The organism is Paenibacillus sp. FSL R10-2736, from assembly GCF_038000245.1.
GTDB classification, from domain to species: Bacteria; Bacillota; Bacilli; order Paenibacillales; family Paenibacillaceae; genus Paenibacillus_AQ; species Paenibacillus_AQ phytohabitans.
The window spans coordinates 5,021,733-5,035,340 of record NZ_JBBOBN010000001.1 but is presented as its reverse complement, the minus strand read 5'-3'; the positions used below and the strand labels follow the sequence as shown (position 1 = coordinate 5,035,340).

The following is a 13,608-nucleotide window of genomic DNA, read 5'->3' as shown; positions in this document are numbered from 1 at the left end:
AGGAGCGGTTCGATAATGAAAAAAAGAAACAAATTCAAGCATTCCGTGTATCTGCTGGCGGCTCTGGCGATGCTGCTGTACGCGCTGCCGAAGCTGTCTTTTCAGAATGGCCCCGGCTGGGTGCTGGGCTTCGGTATTGTCTGGTGTGCGTTTGCCTTCCTGGTGATTGCCTCGCACCTGCACTTTATCATCGGAGTGGATGAAGAGAAGCAGAAACGCCTGGAGGCGGTCCGCAAGGTTAAGCTGGAGCAATGGCAGGGCCAGTGGAACGAAGAAACCCGGGTGTCCCAGAGATTATAGAATTTGGCCGGGGTCTATAGGCAAGGTGCAGCGGCTCACCCCCTGTTTCGCGAAAGCTGCGGACTGGGGGTTTGCTGTGTTTGCAGTAATGTGGATGTACGGATATACAGTGTATTTATGCTTTGTAAAATGATGTGTTATAGCTATATTCAAGGCTGTACTCATGCATGCATTATATGTGTGTGGGCATAAGCGCGGCTGTACCTTAATTGCCTCTGGCATCGCTTGTCATACGGCTGACATATCTCTTGAAAGAAGCATACCCGTTCTGTTGTACTCCGCTGTAACCAGCGTTATAATGGGTACAGAATAGTACAGATCGGGGTATGGGGGTGTAACAGTTGGAAGGTCAAGGCGATAACATTACAAAGCATGAACAACTGCTGCAGCATATTGAAAGCCTGAAGGTGGGAACGAAGATTTCCGTCCGCAAGCTGGCCAAGGAAATGGGCGTCAGTGAAGGTACAGCTTACCGTGCGGTGAAGGAAGCGGAGAACCTGGGAATCGTCATTACCAAGGAGCGGATCGGTACGGTCCGGGTAGAAAAAAAGCCGCGCAATATTTCTGATCAGCTTACGTTTGGAGATGTGGTCGACATTGTCGAGGGACATGTCCTCGGCGGAGCGGAGGGTCTGAACAAACATCTTCATAAATATGTGATCGGCGCGATGAAAGTGGATGCCATGATCCGTTATATCGATGCCGACAGCCTGCTGATCGTGGGTAACCGTGATGATGTGCATTCACTTGCACTGGAGCAGGGGGCAGGGGTGCTCGTAACCGGGGGCTTCGGTACCAGCCGCGAGGTGAAGGCGCTGGCGGATGAACTGGACCTGCCGGTGATTTCATCCCGGCATGATACGTTTACAGTAGCTTCGATGATTAACCGGGCGATTTTTGACCGGCTGATTAAGAAGAAGATTATGCTGGTGGAAGATATTGTGGAGGGCAAGCCGCGCCTGAATACGCTCAAAATCTCCAGCACAGTCGGCGAATTACGCGAATTGTCCCTGGCGAGCGGCGAGCAGCGCTTCCCGGTGACCGATGAGTGGAACCGGGTCATCGGCATCGTGGGCCGCCGTGATGTGGAGGATCTTGCAGAAGGGCAGAGCATCGAGAAGGCCATGATCCGCAGCCCGGTGACCGCCGCACTGCAGACCTCGCTGGCTTCGGCGGCGCAGATTATGATGTGGGAAGGGATCGACTTCCTGCCGATCGTAGACCGCAACCGCAAGCTGGTCGGGTCGCTGACCCGCAGGGAAGTGCTGCAGAGTCTGCGCGATGCCAGCAACCAGCCGCAGCTCGGGGAGACCTTCGATCATCTGATCTGGAACGGTTTTGCCGATGAGCGCGATGAAGAGGGCAAGCTGTTCTTCCACGGCTTCATCACACCGCAGATGGCGACGGATCTGGGCACGATCTCGGAAGGGATATTGTCCACGCTGATGACCCTTTCCGCATTCAAAGCGGCCAAGGACATCACCGGCAATGACTATGTGCTGGACAACATGTCCACCTATTTCATCCGCCCGGTGCAAATCGAGCATTCCATTATCGTCATGCCGAAGCTGCTGGAGATCAGCCGCCGTACCTGCAAGCTGGAGATTGAGATCAGCCATATGGAGACCATTGTGGCCAAGGCCGTCCTGATGCTGCAGTCGATTGACCACGGCTAAACCGCTCAAGTATATACATTCAGCAATAGTGCAGGCATACACAGTCTTCGCACAGAAAATGAATACAGGACGAATACAGACGAGTCAGAATCAATATAAACGAATCCAGATGAATCAGAATCGAATATAAACGAATACAGACGAGTCAGTACCGAATAAACGAATACAGACTAAATAGACCAGACTATCCTGTAAATACACGGAGAGTACTCTGGTCTATTTGGCATTCGAGACTAATCGGGGTTATTCGGCAAGCCATGGAACAACTGGTTGGATTATGGCTGCGAGGCTAAGAAGCTGAACGGCTGAATAATATGTGGGCGGATGACTGGACATCTGGTTACATGGACACTATGTGGGGACGGACTGGACATCTGGTTACATGGACACTGAGTGGGCGACGAACTGGACCTCTGATTACATGGCCATTGAATGGTCGACGGACTGTGACTAGACGACAGACTGGACATCTGGTTACATGGAGACTGAGTGGGCGACGGGCTGGACATCTGGTTACATGGATACTGAATGGGCGACGGACTGGACATATGGTTACATGGATACTGAATGGGCGACGGACTGGACATATGGTTACATGGACACTGAGTGGGAGACAGACTGGACATATGGTTACATGGACACTGAGTGGGAGACGAACTGGACATATGGTTACATGGACACTGAGTGGGAGACGAACTGGACCTCTGATTACATGGACACTGAGTGGGAGACGAACTGGACCTCTGATTACATGGACACTGAGTAGATAGGTCTCTCTTATGAGCAGCGGGAAGCAAGTGGAAAAAGGGCATCTAATTGTCCCGAACTCCCCGATTTTGGAACAATAAGTGGAAAAAGGACAACTAATCCGCCGGAATCTGCACCAGGGGAGGAGAGCGGACGAAATAAGTGCCTTTTTTCCAACTGCTCTCCTGAAAGGTAGGGCTTGGCCAGAAATAAGTGTACAATTTCCACTTCGCATAGATTCTACTGGAGAGCCGGTTGGGGAGATGCAGAGAATTAGCTAGCGATTCAAAGATAAATACCGATTCAAATAGCAATGCAAAGATTGAAATAGCGATTCAAATACCGATTAATAGCCGGATTCAAATTCCCATTCAGATACCGGTTCGGATACCGTAAACACTCAGCTCCCGCTCCCGCTGCGGAGCCGGCTGTAGTACCCGTGGCTGCGCAGCCCCGAGAAGATGTTGAAGATACCCAGCAGCAGAAAAGCTGCTTCAATGACGACATTAAGCGTCGAGCCGCGGAAGATGAACATCGCCATCAATGAGAGCGTTACCAGCATTGCGCCGAGCAGCACGTTCATAATCGATCGCTTAAGCCCTTTGATGAGCGGGTCTGCGGCCCTCCGGGAGGAGAAACTGTACATCGCGGCGCTGATCATAAAGACGACCAGCAGAACAAACAGCAGATACTTGATGAGCATAATCATGGACAGACAGCTCCTTAATGGAAGGTGGGAAACGGTGCTTCGGCCTATCTCTACCATTCTATGATTTGCCCACTATTGTACCATGATTATGACTCAGGTGCGCTTATAAGGACCGATCTCCACCCAGATTTGCAGCACACCCTCCATAACGAGCATAGTGCGGATTCTGACGGTGTATTCCTTCTCGCGTACAATGTAGATTTTGCCGTCCAGCAGCAGGCGTGCCAGCTTCCCGTCCGAATCGATTTCAAACATGCTGCGCCCGCGCATCGGCTCCAGATCGCTGACCAGCTTCCTGAGGATTTCCTTAACAGTTACTGTATCCAGCACAGCGGTGCCTTCCTTAACTTTGCTGTCCTCGGTGCGGACCTTAATCTCCCGGATTACGGTGGAGGTATTGTTGTATTTTTTGAGCGTGTCAATGTCATTGCGGTACTCCTCAATCTGTATCCGGAGTTCCTGATTGCTTAGCCAGAGCACGTTGTACCCCATATGATAAATGGCGTTATATACCACGGCGCCCACAATCATTCCCAGCACAAAAACGGCAGCAATCTGCGAGAAACGCCGATAGCGGTGAAACGGCGGCAGGCGCATGGATTCATCACCCCTTTAAATATATGAATGTATCTGCTCAGCGCTATCCATCATCCTTTTATTTCTCTGAAACGGAACCTGAAAGCGATACGTAGTATTGATGCTTCGGAAGCATTGGCTTGATTTAAGGACCGCTTACCCTTTTCTACTTGCCGCACACCCATTTGACTAGCTCACTGCCCATATGAGCGCCCAGAAAGGCGAAGACCAGATAGAGAATCTGCTTGATGGCGGGGGAGAGGTTGCCTCCCAGCATGTTGCTCTCAATGACCCGCATCGGGTCGATCGTTCCGCCGACGGCGGCGGCCAGCGCCCAGATTTTGATCCGGTCGGCGATATCCAGCATGGTGTGCGTAGGCGGCTGCAGTGAGACCACGGCTCCGATCCCGCCCAGCAGGGAACCGCCCAATACAATGCCGAAGGCGATGAAGAAGTCGAGGACGGCTTTGCTCAGGAAAATATTCATCATAAGGCTCCTTCCCGGTCCAGGCAATTGCTAATCCGCTGCCTGTCCTTATGCTCTTAATCCATTCTATGGGCGGTTCCCCCTCTAATATGATAAAATAGTTTCATCTTATGTTTTGATTTTGGAACTGAAGGGAAGTGGGGATAATGAGCCCTTTCGTGCATTTGCATGTGCACAGCGAATACAGTTTACTGGACGGGGCGGCGCGCATTACGGATCTGGTGCGCCGGGCCGGCGAATACGGCATGAAATCGCTGGCGCTGACGGATCATGGAGTGATGTACGGGGCTATCCCTTTCTATAAAGCTTGCCAGGAGAACGGCATCAAGCCGATTATCGGCTGTGAAGCTTATTTGACCGCAGGCTCGCGCCGTGAGCGGGGCAGCCGCAAGGATCAGCCGATCTATCACCTGATTCTGCTGGTGAAGAACCAGATCGGCTACCGGAACCTGATGAAGCTGATCTCCATCGGCCATCTGGAGGGCCAGCACTACAAGCCGCGGATTGATATGGAAGCACTGGCGGCGCATGCCGAGGGCATCATCTGCCTCAGCGCCTGTCTTGGCGGAGAGGTGCCGCAGCATCTGCTGCATGGGCGTGAGGAGGAAGCGCGCAAGGCGGCGCTGCGTTACAAGGAGATTTTTGGCGCGGACTTCTACCTGGAGCTGCAGGATCATGGTATGCCTGAACAGAAGCGGGTGAATCCGAAGCTGATTCAGCTTGCTGCCGAGCTGGATATTCCCCTGGTGGCTACGAATGACGTGCATTATATGGACAAGGAAGATGCCGAGGTTCAGGATGTGCTGATCTGTATCGGCACAGGCAAATCTGTGGATGATGAGGACCGCCTGAAGATCGGCACGGATCAGCTGTTCTTCAAGAGCGGCGAGCAGATGGCCTCGCTGTTCCCGCATGTGCCGCAGGCACTGGAGAACACGCTGCGGATTGCAGAGGCCTGCAATCTGGAGCTGACGTTCGGCAATCATATTCTGCCGGAGTATTCCCCTCTGCCGGAAGGGCTGGATGCCGCCGCTTATTTGCGTGAGCTGTGCCGCAGCGGGCTGGAGGAGCGCTACGCGGATACGCCGCTGTGGGCATCTCCGGAGCAGAAGGAAACGGCCGAGAAACGGCTGGCCTATGAGCTGGGCGTCATTGAGAGCATGGGGTTCAGCGATTATTTCCTGATTGTCTGGGATTTCATCGCTTTTTGCCACCGGAATGGTATTGTTACCGGCCCGGGCCGTGGTTCCTCGGCAGGCAGTCTTACAGCATATACGCTGAAGATTACGGATGTAGATCCGCTGAAATACAATCTGCTCTTCGAGCGTTTCCTGAATCCGGAGCGGATTACGATGCCCGATATTGATATTGACTTCAGTGACGAACGCCGTGATGAGGTTATTGCCTATGTGGTGGACAAATACGGCAAGGAGCATGTGGCGCAGATCATCACCTTCGGAACGATGGCAGCAAGAGCAGCTGTACGGGATGTAGGCCGTGCGCTGAATCTGCCGTATAACGAGGTGGACAAGGCGGCGAAGCTGATTCCGGGCCAGCTCGGCATCAGCATCACCCGGGCGCTGGAGAGTACGCCTGAGCTGAAGGCATTATATGATGCCAATCCGAAGACCAGAGGGCTGCTCGACATGGCGATGAAGGTAGAAGGCATGCCGCGTCATGCTTCAACGCATGCTGCCGGAGTGATCATCTCCAAGGGGCCGCTGACCGATGCTGTTCCGCTCCAGGCGGGCAGTGAGAGTACAGCGCTGACCCAGTATTCCATGGAGCATCTGGAGAGTGTAGGCCTGCTGAAGATGGACTTCCTGGGGCTGCGGACCCTGTCGATTATTGAACGCTGCATGAACTGGGTGAAGGAAATGACCGGCAGCGTCCCTGATTTCCGCTTCATCCCGGATCATGATCCGCTGACTTATGAGATGCTGGGGGCAGGCGAGACCACAGGCGTATTCCAGCTGGAGTCAGCAGGCGTACGGCGGGTGCTGAAGGATCTGAAGCCCAGCGGTTTTGAGGATATTGTCTCCGTGGTGGCTCTGTACCGTCCGGGTCCGATGGAATTTATTCCGAAATTCATCGGGGGCAAGCACGGGGAGTTCGAGGTCGTGTATCCTCATGCTGATCTGAAGCCGATTCTGGCCGATACCTATGGGATCATCGTCTATCAGGAGCAGATCATGCAGATTGCCTCCCTGATGGCCGGGTTCTCGCTCGGCGAAGCGGATCTGCTGCGCCGTGCGGTGTCCAAGAAGAAACGGGAGACGCTGGACAAGGAACGCAGCCACTTTGTGGAGGGCAGTCTGAAGCAGGGCTATCAGGAGGCGGATGCCAATGAGGTGTATGACATGATCGTGCGGTTTGCCAACTACGGCTTCCCGCGTGCCCATGCTGCAGCCTATGGTGTACTGGCGTTCCAGACTGCTTATCTCAAGGCGCATTATCCTGTGCAGTTCATGGCAGCAATGCTGACCGCTGTCATGGGAACCCACCGCAAGGTGGCAGAGTATGTGCTGGAATGCCGCCGCAGCGGGGTCGGCGTGCTGCCGCCCGATGTTAACGAGAGCGGCGTGCTGTTCACCCCTGTACCCGGCGAAGGCAGCGGGCATATCCGCTTCGGACTGGCTGCGGTTAAGAATGTCGGGACGCTGGCGGTGGAGAATATTATGGCGGTCCGCAAGGAGCGTCCGTTCGACAGCCTGCTTGATTTCTGCCGCCGTGTCGATCTGCGCGTCTGCAACAAGCGCGTGATTGAATCACTGCTGCAGACAGGCGCCTTCGACCGGCTTCCCGGCCACCGGGCCCAGCTGCTGGCTATGCTGGATGAGACAGTCGATGCGGCAGCGAAGTGGCGCAAGGAGCGCGATGAGCTGCAGATCCAGCTGTTCGATGATCTGATTGAGACGCCGAACTGGGAAATCCGTTATCCGGATATCCCGAAATTCTCCGTGACCCAGCAGCTGGAGCTGGAGCGTGAGCTGCTGGGTCTGTACCTGTCCGGCCATCCGCTGGATGACAGCGCGGCCCTGCTGGAGGAGCCGGGGATGCAGAAGCTGATGGATCTTGGCGAAATGGCGGACGAGAGCATGACGGTGACGGCCGGCATGGTCGTGTCGCTTAAGGAAATTACGACAAAGGCCGGCAAGGCGATGGCCTTTGTCGAATGGGAAGACCAGATCGAGCGCTGCGAGGTCGTACTCTTCCCCGAGGTGTGGAAACGCAGCCGCGGCCTGATCGAGAAGGGCGCGCTGCTGGCCCTGCGCGCCAAGGTGCAGCAGGAGGACGAGGGCTTCAAGCTGCTGGCCGAGGAGGTGGCACCGCTCACCGCGGACAGCGTGCGCGGCCTGCTGCAGCGCCGCAGCGCCGCAGGCGCCCGGCCCGCCTACGCGGGCCGGAACGCCCCCGCAGGAGCGCCTGCGGCAGCTCCTGCAGCCCGTACGGGCGCCGGAAGCCCCGGCGCCCGCAGCGGCGGTGCAGCTGGCGCAGCCGCTGCACCGGGCACGCGCACACCGGCGGCACAGCCGCCCGGTGCGCGCGCTAACGCGGCCGCTGCGCAGGCCGCGCCCCAATCCCCGGCCGCGTCAGCTACGCGGCCGGGAAGCCCTGCCCCGCTGCGCACGGGGCAGCCCGCTCCTGCTGAGCGCTCCGCAAGCTCAGCGCAGAGCACCCAGCGTGTCTTCATCAAGATCACGCCGGGCGCTGAGCTCAAAGGTCTGCTGCCGCGCCTCCAGGCGCTGCTGCAGACCCATCCGGGACCAGCCGCGACGCTGCTGTTCTACGAGCGCAACCAGAAGGTGCTGGCGCTCAGCGACAGCTACCGGATCGAGCCCTCGGAGGAGCTGTTTGCGGCAATAGAGAGCATGCTGGGAGCAGGAACCGTCAGAATCAGGTAGGAACGGCTTGCCGTCCGCTAAGGAGGCTTTGCATCCGAAGCAGCAATACAACGTATCCATTTCAGGTATCCGCTTCAAAGGTATGTGATTCAACCCAGTAAGTAACGGGTCAATCGCCGTGGGGTTAGAGGAATACGTTTATTGCTTACACTAGATTCGCTGCCGGCAGTATAGAGACTTCCAGGTAAACACTGCAGACAAGAATGTTGTACGTTTTGCAGCTTTGATTCATAATTAGCCGGGTGTACGGGAGAATTGTTGTATCAAATACAGGAATTCTCCCGCCAAGCCGCCTGGACAAGAGGAATTGCTGCCTTTTGTACAACAATTTTGGATTTTCACTATTTAAATGAGGAGAATGCTGCACGTTGTGCAGGATTCTGCAAAGTAATCCGGTTTCTGCCGTGAAAAGCGGATGAACCTGGAAATTTCCATAAAGCTTAAACATATTTTCTTATATTTAAAATAAGCACATTTCCGCCCTTTTCCGCATACATTAGGGAACCACAGGGCATTGTCCCGTGCGGAAAGGGGAATCACATCATGTCCTATCAATTGGCAGCAGACCTGCTGGAGCGCCGGGGAGTTTCGCTTGATTCTATCGCTGAGATCGTATATATTCTGCAGTCGGCCTATTATCCCGATTTGACTGAGGAAGAGTGCCTCGTAAGCGTCAAGGCGGTGCTGGGCAAAAGAGAAGTACAGTACACGCTGATGACAGGTGTCGCGCTGGATGAGCTGGCGGAGAAGAAGCTGCTGCCGCAGCCGCTTCAGGCAGTGCTGGAGGCGGATGAATCGCTCTACGGGGCGGACGAGACTCTGGCGCTAGGCATCACGGGTGTATACGGGATGATCGGGCTGACAGGTTTCGGTTATCTGGACAAAATAAAGCTTGGAATTATCGGCAAATTGAATGATGATAAGGGTAGCATTCATGTATTTCTTGATGATCTGGTAGCCGGGATTGCAGCTGCGGCATCGGCCAGAATTGCCCACCGCCACGAAGGGGCGAAGGTCTATTCTCCTGCCTCCGGAGAGGCATAATTGCAGCTCTTGCATTTGTTAGAAGCGGCCTCCCGGTCAAGCAGCCATCCTGCCGAGCCTGTTGCGGGAAAAAAGAAAACTGTGTTATCATGATTCCATTATATACAGGATACGGCTGGGATTTGAGATTAGGGAGGCCTTGCAGGGCATGTGGACGGTAATCTATATAGCGCCGACCGCCAAAGTGGCGGAGATGATTCAGAGGAAGCTTACGGAAGAAGGATTTCTGATAAAATGCCGTCCGATTAATATGTCCAAGCAGCAGTTTGAGATTCTGGTTCCTTCAGGAGAGCTTGAAGAAGTGCAGGAGGTCCTGAATCTGATTCTGCATCCTTGAGAATTACAACTTAGAGATACATGAGCGGTCATGACAGCGGCAAGCTGCTATCTACGCAAATAAACGGCTGAAGAGGTGCGACCCTTGTTCAAAGATTTATTTCAGAAAAAACGGAAGTACGCGATCATTCCTTCAGAGCGTCTGGAGCGAAGCGGCGGACCGGCGGAAGGCGAGCGCCCCAAACGTGAGATTCCCGAGGGACTCATGAACAAATGCAACAAATGCGGAACCATCCAGTACAGCAAGGAACTGGAGAAGAATTTGAAAATATGCCCATCCTGCGGCTATCATATGCGCCTGAACGCTTCGGAACGGATTGCGATGACGCTGGACCCCGAAGGGTTCATTGAGTTTGACAGCGAAATGGCATCCGTTGATCCGCTGCAGTTCCCCGGCTATGCCTCTAAGCTGGAACAACAGCAGTCCAAAACTGGACAGGTTGAAGCTGTAATCACCGGCCAGGGCACTATTGGCGGCCATCCGGTTATTGTTGCGGTGATGAACTTTGAGTTCTTCTCCGGGAGCATGGGGTCCGTAGTCGGCGAGAAGATTACCAGAGCGGTTGAAGAAGCAACAGAGCGGAGACTTCCGATGCTGATCTTCTCCACCTCGGGCGGAGCGAGAATGCAGGAGAGCATCCTCAGTCTCATGCAGATGGCGAAGACAAGTAGCGCACTGGCCCGGTTCAGTGAAGCCGGAGGCCTGTATATTTCCGTAATTACTGATCCGACCACAGGCGGGGTGTCGGCGAGTTTTGCCAGCCTGGGTGATATTATTATTGCCGAGCCCGGTGCGGTATTCGGTTTTGCCGGACGGATTGTGATTGAACAGACGATCCGCCAGAAGCTGCCGGAAGATTTCCAGACAGCAGAATTCAATTTGCAGCACGGCCAGCTGGATATGGTTGTGCACCGCAAGGAAATGCGCTCCACGTTAACCAAGCTGCTGGAGCTGCATGATGTGAAAGGGGGATTTTAGGTTGGCAGGAGAGTTGCCTTTTGAAATGCCTCTGGTAGAAATGCGCAAGAAAATTGCTGAACTGAAGCAGTTTGGTGAAGAGAAGGGTATTGATTTCAAAGATGAGGTAGCCCGTCTTGAGGAGCGTTACCACATCCTTGAGAATGAAGTATATTCGGATATCTCCCCGGCCCAGAAGATGCATCTGGCCCGGCATCACGGCCGTCCGACCTCACTGGATCTGATCGGACTGATCTTCACCGATTTCATGGAGCTGCATGGCGACCGCCTGTATGGTGATGATCTTGCCGTAGTCGGCGGGATCGCCAAGCTGAACGGCCGTCCGGTCACCGTAATCGGACAGCAGCGCGGCAAGGATACGAAGGAGAACATTCTGCGTTTCTTCGGCAGCGCGCATCCGGAAGGCTTCCGCAAGTCATTGCGTCTGATGAAGCAGGCAGAGAAATTCGGCCGTCCGATTATCACCATTGTCGATACCAAAGGGGCTTATCCCGGCAATACGGCAGAGGAACGCGGACAGTCCGAAGCGATCGCCCGGAATTTGTACGAGATGTCTCAGCTGGCCGTACCGGTCATCTGCATCGTTATCGGCGAAGGCGGCAGCGGCGGTGCCTTGGCTTTGGCCGTGGGCAACCGGGTCCTGATGCTGGAGCATGCCATCTATTCGGCGATCTCCCCCAACGGGGCGGCGTCCATTCTGTGGAAGGATGCCACCAAAGCGGAGCAGGCAGCTGAAGCGATGAAGATTACGGCGTCTGACCTGCTGGAGATGGAAGTGATCGAGGAGATCATTCCTGAACCCAAAGGCGGGGCACACCGTGACTACGAGGCAACGGCAGCGGCAATCAAGGATGCGGTATGGCGTCATTTGCAGGAATTATCCGTGATGGATTCGGCAGAACTTAAGGAAGACCGTTACCTTAAATTCCGCAAAATCGGCGAGTTCTCGGAGTCCCTCCAGGAACAGGATGCGCCTCAGGAGGAAGTGCAGATTGTAGAGTAATCTACACTTATCATTTGCACTTTCTGACATATTCCAGTGTATTCCTGTCCGTAAGCCGGTCGGAATACTTTAACCATTTATTCCCACTCCGATCATCCCGCAGACTTTGCGGGGTGATTTTTATTTTGACGGCATTCTTATAAAATTCGACTTTAATTTACAGCAAAAACAGGCACTAACATTGATTTTGTCTTCAACTTGCAGTAATATTCATAAGGGCGCAATAAAAGGTACATGTGACTACATGTGATAAAGTTCCTATACAGAGAGCAAGCCTTATAGTAGATTTTGTAGTTGGAAAAAGTGAGACAGAGAGAACGAAAAAACGGAGGAAAACCTAATGCGGAAAAGTAAAATTGTATGTACGATCGGACCTGCAAGTGAATCGTTGGAGAATATCAAAAAATTGATTTTGGCTGGTATGAATGTGGCCCGTCTGAACTTCTCCCACGGCGATTTTGAAGAGCACGGTGCCCGGATCAACACGATCCGTCAAGCTTCCAAAGAACTTGGCAAGACTGTTGCCATTCTGCTCGACACCAAAGGACCTGAGATTCGTACTGGTAAGCTGGAAGTAGAACCGATTGAACTGGTTCAGGACGAATACCTGACATTGACTACGGAAGAAATCCTGGGCGACCAGAACCGTATCTCCATCACGTATAACAACCTTCCTAACGATGTTCAAGTTGGATCGACTATCCTGATCGACGACGGCCTTATTGGTCTTACTGTTGTCGACATTCAAGGCACCGAAATCAAGACCCGTATTGTTAACGGCGGTACAATCAAGAGCAAGAAGGGCGTTAACGTACCAGGAGTATCCATCTCCCTGCCGGGTATTACGGAAAAAGACACCAATGATATCGTTTTTGGGATCGGACAGGACATCGATTTTATCGCCGCTTCCTTCGTTCGCAAAGCCAGCGACGTTCAGGAAATCCGTGCATTGCTTGAGAAGCACGACGCTTCCCACATCCAAATCATCTCCAAAATCGAGAACCAAGAAGGTGTCGATAACCTTGATGAAATTTTGGCAGCTTCCGACGGTCTTATGGTTGCCCGCGGCGACCTTGGCGTAGAAATTCCTGCTGAAGATGTGCCTCTGGCTCAGAAGCTGATGATTCAGAAATGTAACATCGCCGGCAAACCGGTAATCACAGCTACCCAAATGCTGGATTCCATGCAGCGCAACCCGCGTCCTACCCGCGCTGAAGCGAGTGACGTAGCGAACGCTATCTTCGACGGAACAGATGCAATCATGCTGTCCGGTGAAACTGCTGCCGGGAAATATCCGGTAGAATCCGTACTCACAATGTCCCGCATTGCTGAGAAGGCGGAATCTGCCCTGAACCACCGTGAAATCTTCATGAAGCAGCAAATTGCTCAAGAAACTACGGTAACTGAAGCGATCAGCCAATCTGTAGCGATTTCCGCTCTGGATCTGAACGCTAAAGCTATCATTTCTTCGACTGTAACTGGCCACACTGCACGCGTGGTTTCCAAATACCGTCCTAAATCACAAATCATTGCTGTAACTACCCAGGAAAGAACTATGCGTCAGCTGGCGCTGGTTTGGGGCGTAACTCCAGTATTCGGCAAAGAAGCTACTTCGACTGACGAATTGCTGGAAACTGCACTTCAAGGCGGTAAAGCTTCCGGTCTGGTAAAAGCCGGAGATCTTGTAGTCATTACTGCAGGTATCCCGCTGGGCCGCTCCGGTTCCACTAACCTGGTGAAGGTAGACACGATTCCAGCCGACTAGGATTTGGAAGAGAGGTTCTGCAGCATTAACAGAATACACCTATTAGAGCAGTGGCGTTCTTAGCCGCTGCTCTTTTTATTG

The 13,608-nt window shown here is 53.6% G+C and carries 12 protein-coding genes; 9 read left to right on the top strand and 3 right to left on the bottom strand.

The window, feature by feature from the left end; translation table 11 throughout:
• Nucleotides 1-15: 15 nt before the first annotated feature.
• From NSQ73_RS21720 to NSQ73_RS21710, 3 genes are all read left to right on the top strand, one after another.
• Nucleotides 16-300: a hypothetical protein gene (locus NSQ73_RS21720; RefSeq protein WP_171718649.1), complete on the top strand. Its 285-nt coding sequence runs from the start codon at nt 16-18 to the stop codon at nt 298-300.
• A gap of 341 nt (nt 301-641) precedes the next feature.
• Entirely contained in the window at nt 642-1,976 is a 1,335-nt protein-coding gene (locus NSQ73_RS21715) for a DRTGG domain-containing protein (protein ID WP_042135406.1), read from the top strand.
• A gap of 517 nt (nt 1,977-2,493) precedes the next feature.
• Nucleotides 2,494-2,742: a hypothetical protein gene (locus tag NSQ73_RS21710; protein ID WP_340988127.1), complete on the top strand. Its 249-nt coding sequence runs from the start codon at nt 2,494-2,496 to the stop codon at nt 2,740-2,742.
• A gap of 381 nt (nt 2,743-3,123) precedes the next feature.
• Here NSQ73_RS21710 and NSQ73_RS21705 read toward each other — a convergent pair whose 3' ends face one another.
• The 3 genes from NSQ73_RS21705 to NSQ73_RS21695 all read right to left on the bottom strand — a co-directional run bounded on the left by NSQ73_RS21705 (nt 3,124) and on the right by NSQ73_RS21695 (nt 4,495).
• Complete coding sequence (locus NSQ73_RS21705) at nt 3,124-3,432, bottom strand: YtpI family protein (RefSeq protein WP_340988126.1); 309 nt, start codon at nt 3,430-3,432, stop codon at nt 3,124-3,126.
• Nucleotides 3,433-3,525: 93 nt separating this feature from the next.
• Nucleotides 3,526-4,029, bottom strand: a complete 504-nt coding sequence (locus NSQ73_RS21700; protein WP_039309560.1) for a hypothetical protein — start codon at nt 4,027-4,029, stop codon at nt 3,526-3,528.
• A 145-nt stretch (nt 4,030-4,174) separates the two neighbouring features.
• On the bottom strand, nt 4,175-4,495 hold the full coding sequence (locus tag NSQ73_RS21695) for a YtrH family sporulation protein (protein ID WP_039309559.1): 321 nt from the start codon (nt 4,493-4,495) through the stop codon (nt 4,175-4,177).
• A 146-nt stretch (nt 4,496-4,641) separates the two neighbouring features.
• On the opposite strand from NSQ73_RS21695, the gene NSQ73_RS21690 reads away from it, so the two are divergent.
• The 6 genes from NSQ73_RS21690 (at nt 4,642) to pyk (ending at nt 13,527) form a co-directional block, all read left to right on the top strand.
• Complete coding sequence (locus tag NSQ73_RS21690; RefSeq protein ID WP_340988124.1) at nt 4,642-8,400, top strand: DNA polymerase III subunit alpha; 3,759 nt, start codon at nt 4,642-4,644, stop codon at nt 8,398-8,400.
• A 543-nt stretch (nt 8,401-8,943) separates the two neighbouring features.
• A complete protein-coding gene (locus tag NSQ73_RS21685) occupies nt 8,944-9,444 on the top strand; it encodes a phosphatidylglycerophosphatase A family protein (RefSeq protein WP_039307658.1) in 501 nt (166 codons plus the stop codon).
• A gap of 148 nt (nt 9,445-9,592) precedes the next feature.
• Entirely contained in the window at nt 9,593-9,781 is a 189-nt protein-coding gene (locus NSQ73_RS21680; RefSeq protein WP_036700684.1) for a hypothetical protein, read from the top strand.
• An 84-nt stretch (nt 9,782-9,865) separates the two neighbouring features.
• On the top strand, nt 9,866-10,759 hold the full coding sequence (gene accD, locus NSQ73_RS21675) for an acetyl-CoA carboxylase, carboxyltransferase subunit beta (protein ID WP_039307665.1): 894 nt from the start codon (nt 9,866-9,868) through the stop codon (nt 10,757-10,759).
• Between the two features lies 1 nt (nt 10,760).
• Nucleotides 10,761-11,762 carry an acetyl-CoA carboxylase carboxyltransferase subunit alpha gene (locus NSQ73_RS21670; RefSeq protein WP_340988123.1) on the top strand — a complete coding sequence of 334 codons (1,002 nt, stop codon included), beginning with the start codon at nt 10,761-10,763 and terminating at the stop codon, nt 11,760-11,762.
• 340 nt (nt 11,763-12,102) lie between these two features.
• Nucleotides 12,103-13,527 (top strand): pyruvate kinase, encoded by a 1,425-nt coding sequence (gene pyk / locus NSQ73_RS21665; RefSeq protein WP_039307670.1) that lies wholly within the window; start codon nt 12,103-12,105, stop codon nt 13,525-13,527.
• Nucleotides 13,528-13,608: the final 81 nt, after the last annotated feature.

Bases quoted from the DNA above. Each gene is read 5' to 3' on its own strand.
- NSQ73_RS21705 (WP_340988126.1), bottom strand. From the start codon at position 3,432: ATGATTATGCTCATCAAGTATCTGCTGTTTGTTCTGCTGGTCGTCTTT.
- NSQ73_RS21680 (WP_036700684.1), top strand. From the start codon at position 9,593: ATGTGGACGGTAATCTATATAGCGCCGACCGCCAAAGTGGCGGAGATG.
- NSQ73_RS21695 (WP_039309559.1), bottom strand. From the start codon at position 4,495: ATGAATATTTTCCTGAGCAAAGCCGTCCTCGACTTCTTCATCGCCTTC.
- NSQ73_RS21710 (WP_340988127.1), top strand. From the start codon at position 2,494: ATGGATACTGAATGGGCGACGGACTGGACATATGGTTACATGGATACT.
- NSQ73_RS21690 (WP_340988124.1), top strand. From the start codon at position 4,642: ATGAGCCCTTTCGTGCATTTGCATGTGCACAGCGAATACAGTTTACTG.
- NSQ73_RS21700 (WP_039309560.1), bottom strand. From the start codon at position 4,029: ATGCGCCTGCCGCCGTTTCACCGCTATCGGCGTTTCTCGCAGATTGCT.
- NSQ73_RS21685 (WP_039307658.1), top strand. From the start codon at position 8,944: ATGTCCTATCAATTGGCAGCAGACCTGCTGGAGCGCCGGGGAGTTTCG.
- NSQ73_RS21720 (WP_171718649.1), top strand. From the start codon at position 16: ATGAAAAAAAGAAACAAATTCAAGCATTCCGTGTATCTGCTGGCGGCT.
- pyk (WP_039307670.1), top strand. From the start codon at position 12,103: ATGCGGAAAAGTAAAATTGTATGTACGATCGGACCTGCAAGTGAATCG.